The organism is Catalinimonas alkaloidigena, assembly GCF_029504655.1.
Classification (GTDB): domain Bacteria; phylum Bacteroidota; class Bacteroidia; order Cytophagales; family Cyclobacteriaceae; genus Catalinimonas; species Catalinimonas alkaloidigena.
This window is the reverse complement of record NZ_JAQFIL010000001.1, coordinates 3,912,309-3,938,160: the sequence shown is the minus strand read 5'-3', so window position 1 is coordinate 3,938,160 and position 25,852 is coordinate 3,912,309. Positions and strand designations below refer to the sequence as shown.

General features: G+C 39.7%; 13 protein-coding genes and 1 pseudogene. 11 read left to right on the top strand and 3 right to left on the bottom strand.

The annotated features are described in order from the left end of the window. Positions 1–185: 185 nt before the first annotated feature. The gene (locus OKW21_RS15960) at positions 186–1,088 is read right to left on the bottom strand and encodes an AraC family transcriptional regulator (protein WP_277480888.1); all 903 of its coding nucleotides are present in this window, start codon (positions 1,086–1,088) and stop codon (positions 186–188) included. Positions 1,089–1,261: 173 nt separating this feature from the next. Here OKW21_RS15960 and OKW21_RS15955 point away from each other — a divergent pair, with 173 nt between their 5' ends. From OKW21_RS15955 to OKW21_RS15910, 10 genes and pseudogenes are all read left to right on the top strand, one after another. After that, positions 1,262–2,119, top strand: coding sequence for a sugar phosphate isomerase/epimerase family protein (locus OKW21_RS15955; RefSeq protein ID WP_277480886.1), 858 nt, complete (start codon positions 1,262–1,264; stop codon positions 2,117–2,119). 10 nt (positions 2,120–2,129) lie between these two features. Further along, positions 2,130–3,260 (top strand): Gfo/Idh/MocA family oxidoreductase, encoded by a 1,131-nt coding sequence (locus OKW21_RS15950; protein WP_277480884.1) that lies wholly within the window; start codon positions 2,130–2,132, stop codon positions 3,258–3,260. Positions 3,261–4,511: 1,251 nt separating this feature from the next. Next, positions 4,512–8,052 (top strand): annotated as a pseudogene (locus OKW21_RS32735) (PVC-type heme-binding CxxCH protein). 371 nt (positions 8,053–8,423) lie between these two features. Further along, positions 8,424–10,772 (top strand): autotransporter outer membrane beta-barrel domain-containing protein, encoded by a 2,349-nt coding sequence (locus OKW21_RS15940; RefSeq protein WP_277480883.1) that lies wholly within the window; start codon positions 8,424–8,426, stop codon positions 10,770–10,772. A gap of 95 nt (positions 10,773–10,867) precedes the next feature. Next, a complete protein-coding gene (locus tag OKW21_RS15935) occupies positions 10,868–11,455 on the top strand; it encodes a plastocyanin/azurin family copper-binding protein (protein WP_277480881.1) in 588 nt (195 codons plus the stop codon). Positions 11,456–11,826: 371 nt separating this feature from the next. Further along, positions 11,827–14,142: a hypothetical protein gene (locus OKW21_RS15930; RefSeq protein WP_277480880.1), complete on the top strand. Its 2,316-nt coding sequence runs from the start codon at positions 11,827–11,829 to the stop codon at positions 14,140–14,142. A gap of 77 nt (positions 14,143–14,219) precedes the next feature. Beyond that, positions 14,220–15,308, top strand: coding sequence for a hypothetical protein (locus tag OKW21_RS15925; protein WP_277480878.1), 1,089 nt, complete (start codon positions 14,220–14,222; stop codon positions 15,306–15,308). Positions 15,309–15,310: 2 nt separating this feature from the next. Continuing rightward, positions 15,311–16,372: a PorP/SprF family type IX secretion system membrane protein gene (locus OKW21_RS15920; RefSeq protein WP_277480875.1), complete on the top strand. Its 1,062-nt coding sequence runs from the start codon at positions 15,311–15,313 to the stop codon at positions 16,370–16,372. Beyond that, positions 16,369–19,482 (top strand): OmpA family protein, encoded by a 3,114-nt coding sequence (locus OKW21_RS15915; RefSeq protein ID WP_277480872.1) that lies wholly within the window; start codon positions 16,369–16,371, stop codon positions 19,480–19,482. The genes OKW21_RS15920 and OKW21_RS15915 overlap by 4 nt, the downstream gene beginning before the upstream one ends. After that, entirely contained in the window at positions 19,472–22,897 is a 3,426-nt protein-coding gene (locus tag OKW21_RS15910) for a sensor histidine kinase (protein WP_277480870.1), read from the top strand. The genes OKW21_RS15915 and OKW21_RS15910 overlap by 11 nt, the downstream gene beginning before the upstream one ends. On the opposite strand, the gene OKW21_RS15905 is transcribed toward OKW21_RS15910, so the two are convergent. Further along, positions 22,892–23,413, bottom strand: coding sequence for a YfiR family protein (locus OKW21_RS15905; RefSeq protein WP_277480868.1), 522 nt, complete (start codon positions 23,411–23,413; stop codon positions 22,892–22,894). The two genes, OKW21_RS15910 and OKW21_RS15905, sit on opposite strands and share 6 nt — an antisense overlap. Positions 23,414–23,421: 8 nt before the next feature. Further along, positions 23,422–24,612 (bottom strand): tetratricopeptide repeat protein, encoded by a 1,191-nt coding sequence (locus tag OKW21_RS15900; RefSeq protein WP_277480865.1) that lies wholly within the window; start codon positions 24,610–24,612, stop codon positions 23,422–23,424. 380 nt (positions 24,613–24,992) lie between these two features. On the opposite strand from OKW21_RS15900, the gene OKW21_RS15895 reads away from it, so the two are divergent. Continuing rightward, positions 24,993–25,769 carry a transporter gene (locus OKW21_RS15895; protein WP_277480864.1) on the top strand — a complete coding sequence of 259 codons (777 nt, stop codon included), beginning with the start codon at positions 24,993–24,995 and terminating at the stop codon, positions 25,767–25,769. Positions 25,770–25,852: the final 83 nt, after the last annotated feature.

Below are 25,852 nucleotides of genomic sequence, written 5' to 3'. Positions count from 1 at the left end.
AGGAAAGGCATTCAAAGTTTTTTTATCTTTGATTCTAATAAATATTTCATGGTAAAGCTGAGTTTAGAGTGTATGGTAACCTCAAAATTCAGCTTTTCTTTTTCTTACTCAAAATCATCGGGTAGAGTAGTAATTTTTTACAACCTTATATGTTTTAAGATTGGTTTTCCAACAAAAATCGTAGTCTATTTAGAGCTTGCAACTTTGGCATGCGTATGGGGTGTTTCTTCATATTCTTTTTTAAACTGCAGCGGAGTTCGCTTCATGAGCGTCTTAAACTGACGGTTAAAGTTGGTAATCGTCTGATAGCCGCTTTCGTAGCAGGCCTGAGATACATTCATCTTTTTTTCGATAAGGAGGCGGCAGGCATAGCCAATTCTTACCTCACAGACTAGCTCAGTAAAGGTTTTGTTTGCATGCATCTTAAAGTATCTGCTGAAAGAAGAGGGCGTCATATTGGCAATAGAAGCTACCTCTTTGAGACTGATTTTTTGCTTGAAGTTGTCCATTACATACGCATGGATAAGGTTCATGATCTCAGTGTCACCATCCTTGAGCGTATTGGTGTAGCCGGGACTGGAAAGTTCACAAATTTCATTTGAATGCATCAGTTCATTGAGAATCTGAAGTAGAAAGATGATGCTTTCCAAGCCCTCTTTTTTTAGAAGTTGCTGCATCATGTGGGTGATTTTTTTCGCTGAGTTACCCAGTATTTCCAAACCTAATTTTGATCTTTCTAGGAAATGACGGAGACGAATAGCCTCTTCTTTCCTGATCAGGTCTTTTCCGGGAAAGTGTTCATGTAAGTAAATAACAATGCCATGGGTATATAGATCGGGATTCCCATCAAAATAAATCACATCACTTCGCCAGAGATGCGGTAGGTTGGGGCCGGTGAATACCACATCACCTTCTTCAAAAGATTTGATGTTGTCGCCGACAAAGCGTGTTCCTGAGCCTTTAAGCACTACAAAAAGCTGATACTCCTGATGAAAATGCCAGTTGGGATCAAAATAAGGTTCTTTTAATTCCCTGATGATAAAAGTATGGGTCTCAGGGATAGGCGATTTTCGCAGAGCATGTGGCATAGTTACACTAATTTATCCCAGCAAAAGTAAAAATATTCTAATGATGGCAAAAAAGTGCTTGTAATTGGTAACATACAGTATGAAATTGTAAACTACATTTTCAATCATTGTATTTTACCCTTCAAAGGTAAAAGCAAACTGAAATTCATTTTTTAAGACACTAACATATCCATATGCAACCTACTTTTGGCGTGAGTACTTGGCTGTGGACATCTCCATTTAATACAGCTTCTGCTCAGACCCTCTTTCCGAAAATTAAGAAAATGGGTTATGATGTAGTAGAAATTCCGGTGGAATATCCTGATCTGATTGATGGCAAAAAAGTGAGAGAAGCTTTGGAAGAATACGGTCTCAAAGCAGTAGTATGTGGAGCTTTTGGGCCTAGCCGTGATCTTACCCATGCTGATCCTGCAGTACACCAGACCTGCTTTGACTATATCGCTGACTGCTTCAAGCTTTGCAAGGATTGGGATGCTGATTTTCTGGCGGGCCCCATGTATGCTGCAGTAGGTAAAACCCGCATGCTCAGTCCGGAAGAGCGAAAAGTAGAGTGGGACAGAGCTGTTACCAATCTCCAAAAAGTCTGTAGTATGGCCAGCGAAGAAGGTCTTTCTTTAGCGATAGAAGCGCTCAATCGTTTTGAGTCAGACCTGATCAATACGGTGGAAGATGTGCAGCGCCTGATCAAAGATATCAATCATGATGCAGCCAAAATCATGGTGGATGTCTTCCATATGAATATAGAAGAACCCGATATGGAAAAAGCAGTTAAACTGGCGGGTGACAAACTTATCCACCTGCAGATCGCCGACAACTATCGGGGTACGCCGGGCACCGGCTCAGTCCGATGGGACAGCCTGTGCAAAGGGCTGGAAGGGATAGCCTATGATGGTGTCATCTCTATTGAAAGCTTCACACCTGAGATCAAGGAACTGGCAGGAGCTGTCTGTATCTGGCGTCATCTGGCGGATGATCAGGACCAGTTTGCTTCCGATGGTCTGGAATTTATGAAAAAGACTTTTAACTATTAATACTACACCTATGCGAAAAGATAAGATTAATATTGCCATCATCGGCTTAGGCTTTGGAGCGGAATTTATTCCTATCTACCAGAAGCATCCCCACGCTAATATGTATGCCATTTGCCAGCGCACCCAGTCCAAACTAGACGAAATAGGGGATGCCTTCGGCATTGAAAATCGCTATACTTCATATGATGAATTGCTGAAAGACCCCGAAGTGGATGCGGTACATATCAATACGCCCATTCCCGATCATGCTACACAGTCTATTAAAGCACTGAAAGCAGGTAAGCATGTGGCCTGTACGGTGCCAATGGCCACTACGGTGGAGGAGTGTGAGCAAATCGTAAAGCTTACACAAGAAACAGGTCTGACCTATATGATGATGGAGACTGTAGTCTATGCCCGTGAGTTCCTGTATATGAAAGAACTTTATGAGAAGGGCGAACTGGGCAAAGTGCAGTTTTTGAAAGCCAGTCATCAGCAGGATATGGACGGCTGGCCCAATTACTGGCCGGGCTTACCGCCAATGTATTATGCTACGCACTGCGTAGGCCCTGTACTCGGACTTACCCGCGCTGAAGCGGAATACGTTTCCTGCTTTGGTTCCGGTACCATTCGCGAAGAACTCCACAAGCACTACAATTCACCTTATGCGGTAGAAACTACGCATATCAAATTCCGAAACTCTGATCTCACCGGTCATATCTACCGTTCACTTTTTGATGTGGCCCGTCAGTACAGGGAGAGCTTTGAAGTCTACGGTTCTAAAAAGGGAGTGGAATGGCCCCTGATAGAAGGTAATCCTCTGGTGGTACATACCGCCAAGAAGCCTGAGCCGGAAATACCCCAAGAGGTAGAATGTCCGGATTATGCCAAACTGCTGCCGGAAGAGATACAGCATTTTACCACCAAAGGGGTATATGATGAAGATGAGCATCAGCATTTGTCCTTTACGCAGGGAGCAGGTCATGGCGGTTCACATCCCCATCTGGTGCATGCATTCCTGGATGCGCTGGTAAAGGGTGAAGATCCTTATCCTAATGCGGTGCAGTCAGCCAATATTACCTGCGTGGGTATCATTGCCCATGAGTCGGCGCAGAAAAACGGTGAAGTGATGAAAATGCCTGATTTTACCCTGCGGCAATAGAAAAGATTTGGTTTTTATAGTGAAAAAATTGCTGGATAAATCTCTCCGGCAATTTTTTATGCTTATGATACATCAGGGGGCAATAAAGTATCCATTGGTCAAATTAATTGTGATGGGTGCATGTTTAATTTCCCATTGGGCAACTTCACTGAGTCCCTGCTGATAATGTTTTCGTTTTCGCTTATAGAATTTCCCCAAATTCTTGATGCGCAGTAGAATGGATATCTGCTGTCTGTGGCATCTTTTTTTTGCGTTATTCTTTGTACATTCTCGCTAAGCTAATGATTAAGCGAAATATCAATAAAACTTTTTTCATTCATTACTTTGCTATACTGTGCGTCAATATTAGTCTTTGTTAGAATGGTTAATGATTTCATATTATCGCTTCCCTATCTTTTCTAACCAAATATAAGTTTTGACCACGATAATCCAGTATTGCTCTCACAAAAAGCTTTGATAAGTTGTAGACCGGTTAGGTCAACATATCTCTTTTCATAATACACTACATTGGTAAATTCTTGTTTACTTAGATGGTAGTAATTCCTGCTTCGGTGTCAAATAAAAATAGCCCTCTGGAATCATTGAACGGTGCTTTCAATAAAATATGACCGAAATTACTTATTTGAAAAGGCATAGCTATCGTTTTTTGACTATCAGGTCAATGATAGGTCAACTGTTGACTTTCTGTGTCATTTAAATCTGGTGCATTAAACTTACTGTAAGCAATAAACACAATGAATCCGCTTACGATGGTGGTGAGCAGCGTTGATAAGAACAGTTTGAGTTTTACAACTATGACATTGATAAAACCGAGAGAAGCTAAACAAAAAGGTAAATAAAATCCAAAGCCATTGCCTGGGTCACCTTTATGATTGACTGTATAATGAAAAAAAGTACAAGCAACAATAAAAATATTAGCAGGAATAAGCCATATCAGGGAGTCTTGGCAATTTTTTCAAGCATTAACTTAAATGGTATGCCTTCCCAATATAACCATTGAAACCCAAATGTTAAAAGAGAATAGGATAAAGTCTTTTCTGAATTGAGCAGTAATACTTAAATGCAATGAATGTCTTTCTAAGGTCTGTTTGGTATGTAAAATTGAAGCGGATATATAAAGGTAAAACTAAATTATCATGATATGCATGTATTCTTTATCAATTGGGATAAAATAGTGCAGATATAGGGTAAAATACTGTATGTTTTTATTTATTAAAATAATGACTTTAGCAATAAACAACCTACAAAATCATGAAAATTGCGAGGAATTGGTACTGCTACCTACTGTGTTTGTTGATACTGGGCTGTAAATCTGAACAGCAGCAAGCCGAAACTGGTCCCAAACCCATACAAATTCTCTTCCTGGGTCACGATAGTGAGCATCATAATTCTGAGATATTGATGCCTATGCTGGCTGCACCACTCTTCATGAAAGGTATCAACCTCACTTATACAGAAAATCAATCAGACCTGAATGCTGAAACGCTCAGCAAATATGATGGGCTGATGATTTATGCTAACCATGAAACCATTACGCCTTCCCAGGAAAAAGCTTTAATAGATTTCGTGGAAGGAGGAAAAGGCTTTATTCCTATCCATAGTGCCAGCTTCTGTTTCCAGAATTCAGAAGCATACATAGACCTGGTAGGTGCCCAGTTTCATAGCCATGATACGGCTACATTTGTAGCGGATATCATTCAGCCCGAGCATCCGGCTATGGAAGGTGTAGAAGAGTTTTCCGCATGGGATGAGACCTATGTCCATCACAAGCATAATGAGGATCGTACTGTATTGATGAAAAGAGTAGAAGGCGATCATCATGAGCCCTGGACCTGGGTGCGGGAGCAGGGTGAAGGAAGAGTATTTTATACAGCCTCAGGTCATGATGAAAAAGCCTGGAGTAAGCCCGGGTTTCACAAGATGATTGAACAGGGCGTATTATGGGCAGTGAGTGATCAGGCAATTGAGCAGTGGCAGGCATATGTGCGGGATATTCCTAAGCTTGAATATGTTGATAAAGACAGCATACCCAACTACGAGAAAAGAGATCTTGCACCTAAGTACCAGCTTCCTCTTTCTCCTGAAGAATCTAAAAAGCTCATACAGGTTCCACCGGATTTCAGCTTGGAATTATTTGCCTCAGAACCGGATATCATCAACCCAATCGCCATGGACTGGGATGAAAAAGGTAGGCTGTGGGTGATAGAAACTGTTGATTACCCAAACACCGTTAGAAATGATTCAGGAGTGGGCGATGACAGAATCAAAATTTGCGAAGACACTGATGGCGATGGAAAAGCGGATAAGTTCACCATTTTTGCTGACCAACTGAATATTCCCACCAGTCTGACTTTTGTCAATGGTGGCGTAGTGGTCTCTCAGGCACCTGACTTTCTCTTTCTCAAAGATACTGACGGTGATGATAAGGCCGATGAGCGAAAAGTTCTGGTAAATGGCTGGGGTACCTTTGACACCCATGCCGGACCCTCTAACCTTAAGTATGGTATAGACAACTGGATTTGGGGCGTAGTAGGTTACTCTGGTTTTGAAGGTACTATTGGCGGAAAAAATCATCAGTTCGGTCAGGGTATCTACCGACTGAAACCGGATGCGAGTGAACCGGCGGGGAACCGCTTTGAGTTTCTGACCCGTACCAGTAATAACACCTGGGGGCTAGGCTTCACGGAGACTTTTGATGTTTTTGCTTCAACTGCCAACAACACGCATAGTGTTTTCATGGGTATTCCCAATGCTTACTATGAAAATGTAGACGGACTGCCAGTAAGCGGTAGTACCAAAATAGATGGTCACTATATCATGCAGACGCTCACGCCTAATGTACGTCAGGTAGATGTATGGGGTGGGTTTACCGCTGCAGCCGGTCACAATTTTTATACCGCCCGAAATTTCCCCAAAAACTACTGGAACCGTATTGCATTCGTTTGTGAGCCAACCGGAGGTGTAGTGCACACTGCCATTCTAGAAAAAGAAGGAGCGGGCTTTGTTGAAAAAAATGGCGGCAACCTATTGGCAAGTGCCGACGAATGGGTGTCTCCGGTGGAAGCCAGGGTAGGACCTGACGGAGCGGTTTGGGTGGCTGACTGGTATAACTTTATTGTACAGCATAACCCAACCCCTACACTGGAGCGAGGTGGGTATGAAGCAGAAACTGGCGAAGGTAACGCGTACGTGAACCCCCTACGTGACCGTCAGCATGGCCGTATCTGGCGTATTGTCTACAAAGGAGCTGAACCTGATGAGCATATGAGCCTGAGTATGGAAGATCCTGAAGGCTTGGTGGAAGCACTAAATGATGACAATATGTTCTGGAGACTCACTGCTCAACGCTTACTGGTAGAAAGAGGCGAAACCGATATTTTGCCTGAACTCCTTGAGTTGGTTGAAAACAAAAGAAACCGATGATATGGGTCTTGGTAATGCCGCCTTACACGCACTGTGGACAATGCACGGGCTGGGAGTACTTGAAGATAATGTAAATGAAGAAGCTTACCGGGTGGCTGTAGATGCTCTCAATCATCCTGCTGCCGGAGTAAGAAAGGCGGCGGTACAAGTTTTACCTTCCACACCCTGGGCCAATCAGGCAATATTGCGTTCACAAATTACTGAAGATCCAGACCCTCATACTCGTTTGGCTACCGTTTTAGCTTTAGCGGATATGCCAACTTCAAAAGGAATAGGGGAGAAGCTTTTTGCCTTAACTCAGGATGAAAATGTACAGAATGATGCCTGGCTTGCTAAAGCTGCTTACCTGGCAGGCAGTCGCCATAGGGATGGTTTCATGTCAGCCTATCTGGCTGCTAATCCCCGTTATGAAGAGTTGCAGGCTCAAAAAGCAGCTATGCCTTCAAGGGAAAATATGGGTTACGCAGATGATGACTGGAAACTGATGAAGTTGCCGGAGTTTCTGGAACGCTCGGGCCTTGACATAGATGGTATCGTTTGGTTTAGGAAGATTATAAATCTGCCTGCACATTCAGCAGGAAGGGCAGGCACCATATCATTAGGTCCAATTGATGAAACCGATGAAGTCTGGGTGAATGGATTCAGGGTAGGGGGGACAAAGGACGATTACCAGACTGAAAGAATATATCCTATTCCTGCTGATGTATTAAAGCATGGTAACAATCTGGTGGTAGTAAAGCTGGAAGACTACCGTGGGTGGGGTGGTTTCAGCGGTGAGCCTGAGCAGATGTTTATTCAGGTGGGCAATAGCAAAACTTCACTGGCAGGTAACTGGAAGTATCAGGTAGAAAGAGAGTTCAACTCGGGTAGTTCCCCATTTGCAGGTAAAATCCTAGCAGATGCTCTGATGGAAAACTACTGGAACAAACCTGCCGCTGGTGAGATGAATACAATGCTGACAGACGCTACCGAGGAAAAGACACAGGTAGTACAGATCAGGACTGTGAAGAACGAAATGAAATACGACTTGAGTGAGTTTGTGGTAAAAGCAGGAAAGCCGGTGAAAATTGTATTTGAAAACCCTGACTTTATGCAGCACAACCTGTTAATTGTACAACCGGGGACACTGGAAACCGTTGGTGCCGCAGCAGATCAGCTGGCAACCGATCCTCAGGGGGCGGAGAAAAATTATATACCTGAGCTATCCGAAGTGCTTTTCAGTACACCTCTGGTAGATCCCGAACAAACCATTGAGCTTACTTTTATGGCCCCGGATACTCCAGGGGAATATCCTTTTGTGTGTACCTTCCCCGGTCACTGGCGTATTATGCAGGGTATCATGAAAGTAGTAGGTCCTGAAGCGAGTTGAATTGTGAATGAATCTTTGGGTATTTTTTTGGAAATAAAAATACACAGTAACAAGAAGAGAGATATAAGTAAGCTAATATAAATAAGTCGCTTCAAACTTTGATTTTTTCAGTGCTCAGAATATACCAGTATATACAAATATTCTTAGCAGATATTAATCTAAAAAAGAGAAAAAACTCAATGAAATATTGCAAAGTGCTATTTTAGGCTAACTGAGATTTAATAAGGAGACTATATCAGTGATATTTAGGAATAATTGAATCCTGAATTTCTATGACAAGTTCTACTTATCTATTATTACACATATTTAGGGAAGGCGTCTGGAAAGACAAGTATATTTTATGGATAAGCATTATCACTCTACTGCTTTTAATGACGAAAAACGCTAAAAGTCAGACTATTGTAGGGATGGGTACTGAAAATCCGAACCCTAATGCTGTACTTGAGTTAGTTTCCACACAAAGAGATCAAGGTTTATTAGTACCCCGTTTACTCAAAATAGAAGCAAATGCATTAAGCGAAAAATTGTCTGCTGCTGATAATGGCTTGCTGATCTTTGTAGAAGATGAAGGTAAGTTTTTTTACTGGTGGGAAGAAAGCTGGCACAAACTTGACCCATCAAACGGGGATATATCACCTGAAATAACACAATTAAAACCAGGAAAAGGAATAAAATTTGAAGAGAATATTATACACAATACTGGTGATAGGGATTCTACAAATGAATTACAAAATTTGTCATCAGTCTTATCTTTAGGCACGGATGCTGGAGGTAAACGAATCTCCAACGTAGCGGACCCCTTAGATGCTCAGGAAGTTGCTACTCGTAATTTTGTAATGACTCAGTTTCAGCAACTATCCGCTCCGTCGTTAATGTATGATGAAACAACTTTATCCTTAAGTATCAGCGGTGGTAATACCATTGAGCTAGGCAGTTCCCTGGTAAAAAAAGAAGACCTAAAGCTATCCATTTCCAATAACACATTAACATTAGAAAACGGGGAGAGTGTAGATTTATCTGGTGTCAATACAGATAAACAAGCGCTTGATTTGGTGGGAGATGAACTTAGCATCACGAACGGTAATACAGTAAATTTCAGTAAATATAAGTATAAGGCAGGTAGTGGTATCGGAATCAACAGTAAGAATGAAATTATTAATACGGCACCTGATATTCCGTTTGATATAACCGGAAGCGGAGCGGTAATAGTCACTAAAAGCGGATCTGATTATCAAGTGTCTGTAGCTGATTTGAATGACGCTGATGCTAACCCTACCAATGAGATTCAAGACTTGACTCTAGGTAGCAACGAGTTAAAAATCACTAATAACCCTTCGGCAACTGCCATCAACCTATTACCATATTTAGATAATACAGATGCACAAACACTGTCATTAAGTGGTAGCCAGCTAGAAATTTCTGGCGGAAACATAGTAGACCTGAGCAGTCTTCAGGGAAATAGCTACACAGCCGGCTCAGGTATAGATATTAACGGTAGTGATGAAATTATTAATACAGCCCCCGACCAGACTGTCAGTATCACTGGCAGTGGCGCGGTGAGCGTTAGCGGTACTTATCCAAATTTCACTGTTTCTGCAACTGACAATGTGAACGATGCTGACTCAGATTCTGGAAATGAGATACAAGACCTGTCACTAATCAATGACGAACTAAAAATAACCAATAACGCATCTGCCTCTACGATTGACCTTAGCTCTTATCTGGATAATACAGATGCACAAACTTTAACTACAAGTGGAACCTCCTTAGAAATTTCCAACGGAAACACAGTAAACCTTGGTGGTCTGGTAGGTGCTACAACGCTTACTGAAGGAAATATATGGGTAGGGAGCAACGCGGATAAGGCGATTGCTTTTGATGCAAGTGCTGATGCACAAATATTAGTAGGAAATGGGACAACAGTTGCTTCTGTCAGTATAACCGGCGATCTGGTACTACAATCTGATGGTACATTTACATTAAAAAACACCGTAGTGACCACTAACAAAATTGCTGATGGAGCTGTCACAAATGCTAAACTGGCAAACAACGCCATAACGGAAACCAAAATCTCAGACGATGCGGTTACGCGTGACAAGATCAACAGCAATGTAGCGGGCACGGGTTTGATTCAAGCAGTAGATGGAAGCCTGGAGACCATCAATACCAATAGTGGAGAACTACTTATCGGACAGGGTAGTACAGTGGCTTCCAGAAGTATTTCAGGCGACATTTCACTGGACGCTATTGGAAATGCAAACATATCCAAGCTACAAGGTAAGGCAGTCAATGCACCCAACCCAGCTAATGGCCAGGTACTTGGCTGGAATGGATCTGCATGGGAGCCTCAGACGCTTGCGCTTTTTTCGTTCGGTAGTAAACAATGGTATGCAGATACAAATACCCCCACACTTTTGTATCCACTTGGCGCTGAGAATGGTGACTTTTATTATGATACTGATGATAATATAGTTTATCACAAAGTGAGCGGAAACTGGACCTCTTTGGGTGGATACAATACAGCCCCTTCATCACCTATTAATATAGGAGCTAAAGCCGATAGTTATCGTACCCCTGTACTTTATTTAGGTGATGTTAAACCCGTGGACGGCGATAATATAGGTGCAATAGGAGATTTTTATTATAGTCGCGATGAAGAAAAACTCTATTACAGACTCTTGGATGTGAGTAGTGGAACGATTAAATGGCAGACTTTATAATGAAGAAAAAAATAATAGTGTTTCAACTTTACATTGGCATATACCTAATGTGTAATTCGCTTTTTGCACAGGAAAATACTCGAGGTGTATAAGTGATGGTGGTTAGAAATGAACCTATAATTTCAGTCAATGAAAAGGTGTTTATTCATGGAGGTATAGTCCATCAGCGTATCTACCACGGAAATTCCCCATTTGCAGGTAAAATCCTAGCAGATGCTCTGATGGAAAACTACTGGAACAAACCTGCCGCTGGTGAGATGAATACAATGCTGACAGACGCTACCGAGGAAAAGACACAGGTAGTACAGATCAGGACTGTGAAGAACGAAATGAAATACGACTTGAGTGAGTTTGTGGTAAAAGCAGGAAAGCCGGTGAAAATTGTATTTGAAAACCCTGACTTTATGCAGCACAACCTGTTAATTGTACAACCGGGGACACTGGAAACCGTTGGTGCCGCAGCAGATCAGCTGGCAACCGATCCTCAGGGGGCGGAGAAAAATTATATACCTGAGCTATCCGAAGTGCTTTTCAGTACACCTCTGGTAGATCCCGAACAAACCATTGAGCTTACTTTTATGGCCCCGGATACTCCAGGGGAATATCCTTTTGTGTGTACCTTCCCCGGTCACTGGCGTATTATGCAGGGTATCATGAAAGTAGTAGGTCCTGAAGCGAGTTGAATTGTGAATGAATCTTTGGGTATTTTTTTGGAAATAAAAATACACAGTAATAAGAAGAGAGATATAAGTAGACTAATATAAATAAGTCGCTTCAAACTTTGATTTTTTCAGTGCTCAGAATATACCAGTATATACAAATATTCTTAGCAGATATTAATCTAAAAAAGAGAAAAAACTCAATGAAATATTGCAAAGTGCTATTTTAGGCTAACTGAGATTTAATAAGGAGACTATATCAGTGATATTTAGGAATAATTGAATCCTGAATTTCTATGACAAGTTCTACTTATCTATTATTACACATATTTAGGGAAGGCGTCTGGAAAGACAAGTATATTTTATGGATAAGCATTATCACTCTACTGCTTTTAATGACGAAAAACGCTAAAAGTCAGACTATTGTAGGGATGGGTACTGAAAACCCGAACCCTAATGCTGTACTTGAGTTAGTTTCCACACAAAGAGATCAAGGTTTATTAGTACCCCGTTTACTCAAAATAGAAGCAAATGCATTAAGCGAAAAATTGTCTGCTGCTGATAATGGCTTGCTGATCTTTGTAGAAGATGAAGGTAAGTTTTTTTACTGGTGGGAAGAAAGCTGGCACAAACTTGACCCATCAAACGGGGATATATCACCTGAAATAACACAATTAAAACCAGGAAAAGGAATAAAATTTGAAGAGAATATTATACACAATACTGGTGATAGGGATTCTACAAATGAATTACAAAATTTGTCATCAGTCTTATCTTTAGGCACGGATGCTGGAGGTAAACGAATCTCCAACGTAGCGGACCCCTTAGATGCTCAGGAAGTTGCTACTCGTAATTTTGTAATGACTCAGTTTCAGCAACTATCCGCTCCGTCGTTAATGTATGATGAAACAACTTTATCCTTAAGTATCAGCGGTGGTAATACCATTGAGCTAGGCAGTTCCCTGGTAAAAAAAGAAGACCTAAAGCTATCCATTTCCAATAACACATTAACATTAGAAAACGGGGAGAGTGTAGATTTATCTGGTGTCAATACAGATAAACAAGCGCTTGATTTGGTGGGAGATGAACTTAGCATCACGAACGGTAATACAGTAAATTTCAGTAAATATAAGTATAAGGCAGGTAGTGGTATCGGAATCAACAGTAAGAATGAAATTATTAATACGGCACCTGATATTCCGTTTGATATAACCGGAAGCGGAGCGGTAATAGTCACTAAAAGCGGATCTGATTATCAAGTGTCTGTAGCTGATTTGAATGACGCTGATGCTAACCCTACCAATGAGATTCAAGACTTGACTCTAGGTAGCAACGAGTTAAAAATCACTAATAACCCTTCGGCAACTGCCATCAACCTATTACCATATTTAGATAATACAGATGCACAAACATTGTCATTAAGTGGTAGCCAGCTAGAAATTTCTGGCGGAAACATAGTAGACTTGAGCAGTCTTCAGGGAAATAGCTACACAGCCGGCTCAGGTATAGATATTAACGGTAGTGATGAAATTATTAATACAGCCCCCGACCAGACTGTCAGTATCACTGGCAGTGGCGCGGTGAGCGTTAGCGGTACTTATCCAAATTTCACTGTTTCTGCAACTGACAATGTGAACGATGCTGACTCAGATTCTGGAAATGAGATACAAGACCTGTCACTAATCAATGACGAACTAAAAATAACCAATAACGCATCTGCCTCTACGATTGACCTTAGCTCTTATCTGGATAATACAGATGCACAAACTTTAACTACAAGTGGAACCTCCTTAGAAATTTCCAACGGAAACACAGTAAACCTTGGTGGTCTGGTAGGTGCTACAACGCTTACTGAAGGAAATATATGGGTAGGGAGCAACGCGGATAAGGCGATTGCTTTTGATGCAAGTGCTGATGCACAAATATTAGTAGGAAATGGGACAACAGTTGCTTCTGTCAGTATAACCGGCGATCTGGTACTACAATCTGATGGTACATTTACATTAAAAAACACCGTAGTGACCACTAACAAAATTGCTGATGGAGCTGTCACAAATGCTAAACTGGCAAACAACGCCATAACGGAAACCAAAATCTCAGACGATGCGGTTACGCGTGACAAGATCAACAGCAATGTAGCGGGCACGGGTTTGATTCAAGCAGTAGATGGAAGCCTGGAGACCATCAATACCAATAGTGGAGAACTACTTATCGGACAGGGTAGTACAGTGGCTTCCAGAAGTATTTCAGGCGACATTTCACTGGACGCTATTGGAAATGCAAACATATCCAAGCTACAAGGTAAGGCAGTCAATGCACCCAACCCAGCTAATGGCCAGGTACTTGGCTGGAATGGATCTGCATGGGTGCCTTCAAATGAAAGAAGTGATGATGAAGCACGTTGGTTCACGGGTACTATTAATCCTGAAAGTGGCAGTTTTAGTGGGGGACAGGTAGGAGATTTATACTACAGGCATAATGAAGATAGATATTGGCGCAAAACGGGAACTGATTCAGACAATTGGGCGGAAATTAGCGGTCTGGGAGGGGGAGGGGAAAATGGAAAGCGAATGAACGGACAACTCAACATTGGTTCCCAACCTGCATTAGCTGATCGCCAAAACGGAATGTTGTGGCTGGATAGTTCAGGAAATGGGAGTATAAAGAGATGGAATGGTTCTTCTTGGAATGTACTAATCAGTGGTGATTAATAACTTTTAATAATTCAGTAAAAGTGATTTAACTACATTTTATGTGGAAAATAAATACGTTGTATTTGATTTTAATAATGAATTTGGTCTACATCAACTTCGCTACCGGTCAAATAGTTGTACAAAAAGGAGTGCTTTCACAAAGTGTTACATCCTTTGTTACAACAAACAAATCTGTAATTAACCATGGAAAGCTAATTCATCAGGGTACTTTAGTAGCGGAAGAAGATATACTCAACTATTCAGAATATGAAGCATCAGAGGGCACTTTAGTTCTGAAAGGTGAAGACCAAATCATCAGCAGTACATCAACTACTCTCGGTGGGGTGGAAGTAATATATGGAGGTAAAAAAAATATAAAAGGTACTTTCTATATTCAGGATCATTTATCCTTAAATAGAGGAATGTTGAGGGTGCCTGAAAAAAGCAAACTTATTCTTCAGGAGAATGCCACTATTCATCAAAGCAGTGCTATTTCATACATTCAAGGCTATTTATATCATCAAGGTGAGGGAGAAAAGTTTTTCCCGGTGGGTTCAGTTGATCAATATGCACCACTGACATTACATAATGTGAGTGGAGAGAATACTACTTTAGGAGTAACTTACCTACCACAGAAAAACATTCCGTATTGGAGACAAAATGTTTTATCAGGAACTTATCTTGGGTCAACCCTTAGCCTGAATTTTCAAAGCAATAAACAGGATTATTTATATTATCAGGATGCGCTGGAAGTAATGGCGCTGCAAGAAGTTGATGGCAAGCTAAACACTTTGGGGGTTCAATACCTGACAAATGAAGAAAGTCGTTTCACAATTACCAGCAGCAAAAAAACAACACTTCCCTGGCTTAGCGTTGGATTTTCTGAAGTTAGTGCATTAGAAAGAGTGTTTGTCCCAAATGCCTATTCTACTTCAGCAACCAATATCGAAGATCAAGGCATCAAAGTCTACGGCAAATATATATCCTTTGAAAACTTTCATTTTGGTATACAGGACCAGTGGGGAAGATGGGTTTATCAAACTGCCTCACTCCTTGATGCTATGGACAATGGTTGGAAACAGAGCAACTTATCTCATTCAATTACAAAATACAGGTATATCATTTCCGGAAAATTTCTGTCTGGAACTACCTTTCAGCGTTCGGATATAATTGTGAATTTTTAGCAATGTTTTGTACTTTATACGTAGGAAATGACACAATAAAATTATGCCTGCTGATTTTGTTCATCAGTTTTGGTACTTGCTATGCCCAACAAGTGCCGGTCAGTCAGTATTTTGTCCTGCCAATTAATGTGAATCCCGCCCTGATTGGGAGCTCCACCCATCCATTGATTGCTACTCATCATCGTTCCCAATGGAATACTTTTTCTAACGCGTATCCTATTTATTCGGCATCGCTCACTTATCCAATCATACAAAAATACCCGAGAAGAAGTATTAAGGGCGGATTGGGTTTGAAGTTTTCTCGTGAGGTAGCAGGTGCCAAAGCCTGGTTAAAATTTAACGAAATTCAGATCGCAGGCGCATATAACTTGCCCTTAGACTACAAGCAACAGCACGTAATTTCATTTGGAATAGCCACGAGCTTGATACAAAGGAGCATAGATCCGGATAATTTACAATGGGGCTCTCAGTATGACTCTGAATATGGCTATGACCCCAATATTGTACCATCTCTAAACCTCATGAGGCAAGGTTTGGTATACGTAACCACAGAAGCAGGAGCAGTTTGGTCATACAATGCTTTTAAGAACCAGTTGTTAAGTCCCTGGCAGTGGTTAGGTGGAATTTCAATAGCCCATATGAACCGTCCTGATATTTCTTTTACAAACTTGGAAAATCGCTTACCCTTACTTTTGAAATGGCACACAGGTATCTCTTATGCACATAACAATTGGAAGGTTCATCCCCAGACTATAATGCTATGGCAGGATACAAACTATCATCTAAGCATTGGTTCATATTTTCAGTATGAGGTATTGCAGGCTACTGTACGAAAGAAGCATAAGACTATTTTGATGGGTGGCTTATGGTATCGTTGGGATGACGCAATTGCAGTTTCTGGCGGTGTCTTATACAACAATTTGCAATTCGCTTTTAGCGCTGACTTTTCACATCATCCTACCATTAATTACTCTAGCACGGGTTATGCATGGGAAGCATCACTGATATATACCCTAAAAAGTCATAATCAGCTCACTAAAAAACGCTATACCCCCCTTATATGACTACAAAAGTAAAACCCATACTGATAGGAATACATCTACTTTTTCTATTTAACACTTTCGCATTTGGAATGGGCAAGCCTAATCCATTGAAAGCACTGTTGAGATCTGCTTTTGAAAAGTATAATCAGGGGCAATATTATGAAGCTGTCAACTTCTACCAAAAAGCCCTCACTTATGATAGTTTGCATGAGGAAGCTAATTATTATCTAGGCGACTGTTACCGTTACCTGTTTCAATACGAATCAGCTTTAACTCATTATCAAAGAGTAAAGTTACAAGAGAAAAGCGAATATCCACTGATAACACTCAATCTAGGATTAGTGCATAAGTCACTTGCTCAGTATGATCAGGCAGCATATTTTTTTAGATACTTTATCCAGTATGTAGAGCGATTTAAACAGCCAGAATATGAATTTTGGATTTCGAAAGCTGAAGAAGAACTTACGAGTATATCTGTAGTAAAAAGTAACCCGCTTACCCCTGTCAAAGATATTGAAATGGTCAAAATGCCATTTCCAATCAATTCTGAAAGTCATGATTTAGCAGCTTTTCCCTACCCTAATACTGATATGCTAGTAGTAACCTCTACCCGCCAGGAAAGCAGAGGGAATCAGTACCATGATCAACATGGCGAGTCTTTTAGTGATAATTTTCTATTTGTCTTAGATTCAAACGGATGGCATGAAAGTACAGACACGCATCGTTTTTCTTCAACAAATTCTCCCCTGGATGAAGGGCCTGGTGCCATCAGTACAGATCAAACACAGTACTTTTTAACTAAATATACCGCTCGGGGAGATTATCATATATATGTCAGTTACTTTCAAAACGGACATTGGCAAACACCAGAGGCCTTACCGGAGACAATCAATATGCCAGGCTACTTCAGTAAGCATCCTTCATTATCAGCTTCTGGAGATACTTTATTTTTTTCCTCCAATCGGCCAGGCGGATTTGGTGAAAGCGATTTATGGATGTGTACGCAAGTGAATGGAAAATGGCAACAGCCAAAAAATTTAGGGAGCGATATTAATTCACCCTATCAGGACACCTCACCCTACTGGGATGTATCACAAAAGATATTATTCTTTGCTTCTAATGGACATCAAAGCTGGGGAGGCTATGATATTTTTATGTCGTACCAAATTTTAGATAATTCATTAAATCAAGTGCTCAATTTGGGAAAACCCATTAATTCTTCAAAAGATGACACCTATTTTTGGTTAGGAGAAAACAATGGTTATCTCACTTCAAACCGTGGTAATACGAGCGGAAAATTTGATATTTTCAAATTTCAATATATTCCTGAACCAAAGGTTTTGCTTGCGCTTGGTAACCAAACCTTATGGGATAAATGGATAAGTCAGCTTTATTTTCAGTTTTCGGAAGAAGAACAAGGAGCTTATAAGTTTTATACAACTTTGCCCAGCCAGGAAAAGGAAAGGTTGCAGAGAACCGTTCGTGAAAAAATTTTTAACGCTTTGATTTCTGATGATGTAGGGCTCGAGGCTCTAGATAGCCAGCATAAGTTCACCTCACCGATAGATAAAAAAGGGATACAAGCCTTATTAGCCCATAAAAAGTCATTTTACCTCTCTCTGCAAATCCCGACATGGAGTGAAGACATTCACCATTGGTACGAGGAATTGCCTATGGAAGAAAAAAAGGAGATTGAAAAACTGGTTCATCTGATGATGATCAAGGAGTTTTTGCAAGAAAGCGAAGATAATCTACTAGACGAAAACTACACCTATGAAAAGTTATCTGTTGAGGAGAAGGCATGGATAGACCAATCAAGCGAACGGGGAATCAAGTATTTTCAAGAATTACTGAATCATTCAGTGAGTTTAGAAGAACTGTACCAATGGCAGACACTTCCTGCAGAAGAAAAAGAAAAGCTAGAACGAGCCTTGACGTATCAATATTTCACCCACCTGGCTTTATCAGATGAAGCGACAATCAATGATGTACAACATCAATATGAGTTACTTCCTCAAGAAAGAAAGGAGCAAATAGATCGTATGGCTCGCGCAATTTCGTTTGAGCAAAAAGCTTCAGCGACTATTTTACTACATCAAGATTCAGGATTGCTTGATTCTTTGTCGGAAGAAGATAAGAAGAAATTTTACCTCATGGTAGTTTATCGCTCCAGAGCGTTGCAAAACCAAAATGTTGATGAATCTGGGAAAGATAATAATTTCTGGCAGGTTTTGCCTCAGGAGTCAAAAAACGCAATAAACAAAGCGGTAAACAGTCGACAATTTGCTATGAAGGCACTTTCAGAAGTTAATATCGCAAATGAAGGGAAGCATCAGCAAATAAATCTACACACAATTCTTAAGGCAAGTCCGGATATCGTGAATATCAGGGGCAAAGTAGGTACTAATGAATTGGAAAATCAACCCATCAAGGTTTCTCTTGGCAATAAGCTCAAAAATATTAGTACCCAAACGAAAGAAGATGGTACCTTTGCTTTTGAAAAAGTAAAATACAGACAGTCTCAACAAATCTTATTGGGTGACCAGAATAATAACTTGAATGACATACTTTCGCTATACTTAGAAAGTTTAGAAATTACTGTGGTGGAGGACTCTCAGTTTGTAGCCTCCTTTGATAATATCTACTTTCAGACAGATAAATATCAAATCACCAAAGAGGCCCTCCCCATCATAAGTCACGTTGTTGATTTTCATAAAAAGCATCCTGATGTACTCATTGAAATTCATGCCTATGCTGATTCTGTTGGGAGTCAGCAATACAATTATACTTTAAGTGAACGCAGAGGGGCAGCGGTGTACCAGGCCATGATCGAAAATGGTGTAGCAGCAAAAAGCGTAAAGATAGTACCTAGAGGAAAAGAAGAAGTTGATCCCTCTAAATATTTATCATACAGCAGGAGGGTTGAGTTTAAGATATCGGGCAATAATACAAGCTATAATCCAACCAAAGAAATATATGTATTAGAAGCAAAACCAGATCTTGAAAAAATTGCTGAGAAATATCAAGTGTCTGTAGATCATCTCTTATCAATCAACCCCGGTTTGTTGCTTCAACCCGCTCCCTATACGATCATTAAAATTACCACAAAAAGACAAGCATATGATCAATAAAAAAGTGATCCTCATCTTAATTTGGATCGTGAGTTTAAGTGCTTACGGGCAATCCAACGAACAATGGGAAAAAAACTTTCGTTTTGATCACTTCAAACCTGCTATACAGGATAGTCTTACAAGTAGAAAAGTCAATTGTTTTTTGAGGGACAAGCAAGGAAATAGTTGGTTTGGTACTAAGCAAGGTCTAGTGTATTACAATGGTCATGAAGTTATACCGGTTGTAGATTCTACTAATACTGGAATCCCGCTGAACCGTATTGAGGTTCAGGTAATGATTGAGACATCTGATGAGGATATCTGGATAGGTACAAAAAATTATGGGGTTTTAAGGTTTATTTCAAAAGAAAAATCTTACATACAATATACACTAGTCTCTCCATCTAATACCAATAGACAAATTACATCTGTACTTAGTTTATGTGAAGGTGAAAATAACGCCATTTGGGCGGGTACCTTTGGGGGAGGGATCTATTATTTTGATGAACAACAACAGACGTTCACATCTTATCAAGATCAAAACGATTCAAGCCAAATGCTGGGCACTTCTGTGGTGATGGATTTACACAAAGACAAAAATGGAATGCTCTGGGCTGCCACCTTTGGCAGTGGATTGTTCAGAATAGACCCTCATTATCAGACTTTTAAACAATATAGGGCAACGAACAAGAAAGGCTCGCTATTGACGAATGATTTATTCTGTCTGGAAGAAGATGCAGAGGGCACTTTGTGGATTGGTACTTACGGTAAGGGCATATATCATTACGATCGGCGAACAGAAACATTTAGTGAGGCATTTCCAGAGCTTGCCAACGAATACATACAGGATATATTTTTTAACAGGGGGTACATTTGGATGGCTACGCAGGATAAAGGTGTTTTCTGCTGGAACACTCAATATCCTTTGCTCTATAATTTTTCACAGTCGATAACCAATCAATTTTCAATTAGTGATAACAATGTATCCCAGATAAGTATAGATGAATTTGGCACTTTATGGGTTATTTCTGCCGCGGGAGTTGATTTGGCTCACTCGGACAATATTTACTTTTCTTATTTAGGAAGTAATCCAAAGTCTTTAATAAATCAGCCTATTACAGCCATCGCAACAGATCGTACAAATAATATCTGGATGGGAACCGCAGGTGCTTCAATGTTTCAATGGATAGAGGAAGAAAAAAAACTCATAAAACATGACATTGGCTTAAACGAATCTGAAGACATTTCCTTCAGTACCAGTATGATCTCAGTGATAAGTATTGATGATAGAGAGGGCGTTTGGATAGGCACATCTGAAGGTAAACTTTTGCGTTGGGATAATAATAAAAAAAAATGGAAACATTATACACTACCCCTCACCTTCAGTACTAATGAATCAATAGAATCAATATACCTGGATCAAAAAGGGACTTTATGGATAGGAGTACTTGAACATGGACTTTTTTACTGGAACGGACAGGATGATAATATTCATTCTGCTTCTGAACTTATTCCATTAGAAAATTTAGTTTTCACTCCGAAAGTTTTTGCCGAAAATGAAGAACATTTATGGATAGGCACATTGAGCCAGGGGATTTTTCAATGGAATAGAAATACCGGGCAGCTAACTCATTATACAAAAAAAGATAAAGGTCAAATGGGACTACCAAGCAATCAAATTACTGGTCTGTCATTGGATTCTCAAGGAAAACTTTATATAGGAACTTTTGATCAGGGCGTATGCCGATTAGATCTTCAAACCAAAGAGTTCAGTCAGATTAATGAACAAAGCGGACTGGTTAGTAACCGTATCACTTCACTCTCCAAGACTGGCTTTGACAAAATTTGGATTGCCACAATTGAGGGGGTTTCTTCTTACAACTGTTCGAGTGGAAAAATAAAAAACTACTCAAATCAGGAATTTCTCAACGGAAAAGAACTAGTACATTATAGTGAAACTTCCACTGCAGAGAAGGTAATGCTTGGTACCTTAAATGGCATAATACAAATAGAAAGTTCAACAGAGGAAAAACCTTACAAAAAACCTGTCATTGAAATCACAGAATTTGATTCAAAGGAGCAACAAATAAGTTTTGAACCTAACAAATCTGTTCCTCAACAAGTAGATTTAGCTTATGATGATAATGCCTTTGAAATTTCATATGCATTACAATCCTTTACATTCTCAGAGCACCATGAATACGAATATCGTTTAGAAGGCTTGGATCAACAATGGAAGCCGGTGAATCATCGTACCCTGGCCTCATATACCAACTTAACGCCTGGTACATATCGCTTTTATGTGAGAGGGCGAGCTTCTCAGGGTGAATTTATTGAGCTCATGGATCCATTAGTGATAGTGATACATCCAGCATGGTATCAAACGCTTTTATTTAAAATCATTGTGTTTATCGCAGTCATTGGTGTAGCAGGTTGTGCCTATTATTACCGGGTAACTTCAGTGGAAAAGCGTAATCGTATGCTGGAGACTCTGGTCATGGAAAGGACAAGTGAACTAACCGCAAAAAATAAATTTATAGAAAAACAACACCATAATATACAACTCCAAAACCAAAAACTTGAAGAGGCAAAATTTACTATTCAACAGAAAAATGATGATTTGATTAATTTAAATGAAGCCTTGGAAGAAAGAGTGAATCAAAGAACCCAAGAGCTAGCTACTACAAATGAAGCGTTGGTAAAAACGAACAAAGAATTAGACTTATTTGTGTATCGCGCATACCATGATATTATAGGGCCTATTGCGCGTATTGAAGGATTAGGGCAAATTGCTGCTATGGAGGCTGGTGATAACACAGGATTAGATCAGTATTTTGATAAACTACAGGATAATTGTACCAAAGCACGTACCACACTTCAAAAGGTATTACAGATCCACCATGTTCGTAACCATAACATTGAAACTAAAAACATTAACTTACTTTCGCTCATTCAGCAGATTTATGATGAAGTAAATACCAGCTATCGAGATCAAGTATCTTCTCTTTCTTTTGAAATACTTTGTGAGCCCGAATTGTACATACTAACAGATCAAACACTCATCACATTAATATTAAAGAGTTTTATCAAAAATGCACTTCAATACAGTAGCCAAAAAGTTGACTCATGGATAAGGGTAATTGCGGAAGTTACTAAATTAGACGAGTTAAGGATTAGCGTGGAAGATAATGGTGTAGGAATTGCTCCTCAAGTAAAAGACAAAGTATTTACCATGTTCTTCCGTGGGCATGAAACAAAGAGTAGCACCGGCCTGGGACTATATATAGCACATCTGGCTGCAGAAAAACTTGCGGGAGGTGTAGCTTACACTGAAGATAATGGTTATACCCAATTTACTTTTGAAGTAAATTATAGAAGTGGTTCAAAAAAGGATCTTGAGAAGGAGAAAAACCTACAAAACGAGAATACATTATAGAATGCGGCCAATAGCTTTGATTTGTTGAGCAAATTTTAATTGCCGATTTCTAATTGCTTCTTCATTGATTTCAAATGTTATTTTACCCTGATGAGCTACAAAATTGAGTAGGCTACCAAATTTACCCATACCAGGTTTGCTGCTCACTACAAGTATGGGATGATTTTGTGTAATGGACAGCACCTCACTAAGCCAGTAGCTATTTTCATAAGGTATAAAAATAATATGGCAGTGCTGGTCAATGTCTTTTGGATTCTCATAAGCTTTAACCTTAATAGGCTTACCACCAACGGTTTTAGAATCAGCCATTTTCCGAATCTCATCGTAAACATCATGCTCTCCCATGACCCCTATCAGAAATTCATCATAATTTGTATCAGGCCAGACAAAATACCGGCTAAAATTGTATAGGTAAATTGTATGTATCTGATCTTGAGTTTGCTTGTACTCATTTATGGATTGAGCATCAACGCAATAACTAATTAGAAGAAAAAAAATAACGAGTAGAAATCTCATACAAATATTTATAACTCCTGTAATCTGATTTTTACAAAATTATAGCGTTCATAGTCATTGATATTATAATAAATACCTTCCAGAGCCTTCAGCGCGTTGACATGGGTATTATCTAATTTGCTCACCTTTTCCATGTACGGTAATGCTTCTAAGAATAAGGCACTGCATTTTTCAAGGAGTTGATTAAAAGCCAGGATATCGATATCATAATTTTGGGCAGCATGATTGATCAATCTAACCGCACGGTTATAGTAAGCTATGCCTAAATTATAATTTGCTTGTAGGTGATCTTCATTTATCTTTAATATGCGCTCGTATACTGAGACCTGATTAGTAAAATATTGCTCATCATTATCTGAAGTTAGTTGCAGCTTTTCGTAAATGGTTCCTGCCATAAGTAAGGTCTCGATATGCTGGGGGTGTTGGTCCAGAAATTGTTCAACAGCAAGTTGGGCAAGCTCATATTTTTCTGTTTTCATCAAAAAATTGAGCTCAGTAATTTGCAAATTTTCATCTCCGGGAAAAAATTTCCTCCCTTTATCAAGATACCAGTGGGCACTATCTATTTGAGAGTCATTCATTCTATAAATGACTTCTATTTCATAAATTAATGGGTCTTGGTAACCATACTGTAATGCCTTAAAGAAAAAATTTCGCGCTTCTCGCTGCTTGCCTTCCTGAAATAATGCATATCCATTGTAGAATAAAGCGTCAGGAAGAAAAAAAATAGAATATTGGTTTTCATTTTCCAATATATGCTTCAAAGTGGAGCGTACTTGTTGGTAATCTTTATTGTTTAAAAATGATATGGCTTGGTTTAAATATGCAGTATAATTGTGCTTGAGAATAGCTTGGCAAGCTTTGGTATATTGCCCTGCTGTGTCAATAGCCAAACATTCGAAAGCCGAACTTAAGCTAACATTCAAGAATTCTTTTTGCGGGTTGATATTTTTTTCATGAGAAGCAAGCTCCTTATAGATAAAGCTTCTTAAATACCACATTCTTGCATCTCCAGAAGTACTAGGATGCTCTGCTGCCATATCAATAGCTTGCCGACTTTCTTGCAGTTGCTGCTCTTTCAGCTTGACATATGCCCTATCTAACATTGATACTTGTCCAACAGCAAAAGAGGTAGTGAAGAATCCAATAAATATAGAAAGCAACAGTACGACGAATGACTGCTGAGTGAAATTCACCATAAAAATTTCTTTTAGTGAAAGCTTACTATTTACTATTTGTAATGCATCCGTACATATTCATAATAAATCAAAACCAGTAAAGGCTTTTTTTATAGAATGTGTTAAAGGTAAGGGATATCGGTGGATAATATTGAACAAAAAATAAGCACTTATTACATGCCATAGTTCCGGGAACTTTGTAAGTGTATTTAATAATACAAATGTCACCTGCTTGACATTAATCTAAAATTTATAAGTGAATCTTATGCTATCAACTATTTGCAAAACAATAGTCACTTTAATATCCAAACTTTTAAAAAATGACTTTACGCTACAGCCACAAATTATTTTTTTTATTGACAATCATTGGTACATGCAGTCTTTCTGCAAACGCACAAAATTTGATTAGTGGTTTTAATCAAGGTCAAGGCAAGGGTACAATTGCTGTTTCATACGCATGGGAATCTTACGATGAGTTTTATTTTGGCGATGAAAAAATGGCTGCCCCACCTCCTTATGGTGGACAAATTACCACACAGAGCCTAACGCTATATACTGTCTATGGGCTTACAGATCATCTGGATATTATCCTGAACCTGCCCTATATCGCAGCAAAGGGAAAAGGTGATGATCCTATGGTAAACCAGGATGTGAGCGACCTGCAAGATGCTACATTGTTTTTAAACTGGAATCCTATACAGATAGAATCTGAAAGCGGAATGTTATCATTTGTTGGGGCTTTAGGTATATCTACACCACTGAGCGATTATGAAGCCAACGCCGTGCTTTCAATTGGGAATCAATCTACCCGTATAGACCCCAAAATACTGATACAATATCAATCCAATGACGGCTGGTTTGCCAACCTCAATGCAGGCTACTCTGTCAGAACCAAGGATGTTCCTAATGCAACGGTCCTAGGTGCCAAACTGGGCTTTGCAGCGGCTGAGTTCTACGTAGACTTATGGTCAGAAACTCAAATATCAGACAGCGATGCTCCAGATATAGGGGGAGTACCTTTTAATGAAACACGTGTAAACTATACCCAAATCGGTTTGAATGCTTACTACCCTTTTTCAGAAGCGTTTGGCATTTCTCTTGGCTATGGCAAAAATGTAAGTGGCAGAAATGTAGGGCTGGCAGATCGTGTGAGTGGAGGTTTGCTGGTCAATTTCTAAGGCTAACCCTCTTAAATTTTTCAAATACATACAAACATTATCCTCTAGTTTTGATTGAAATATATATAAATTTTATAGGCGAG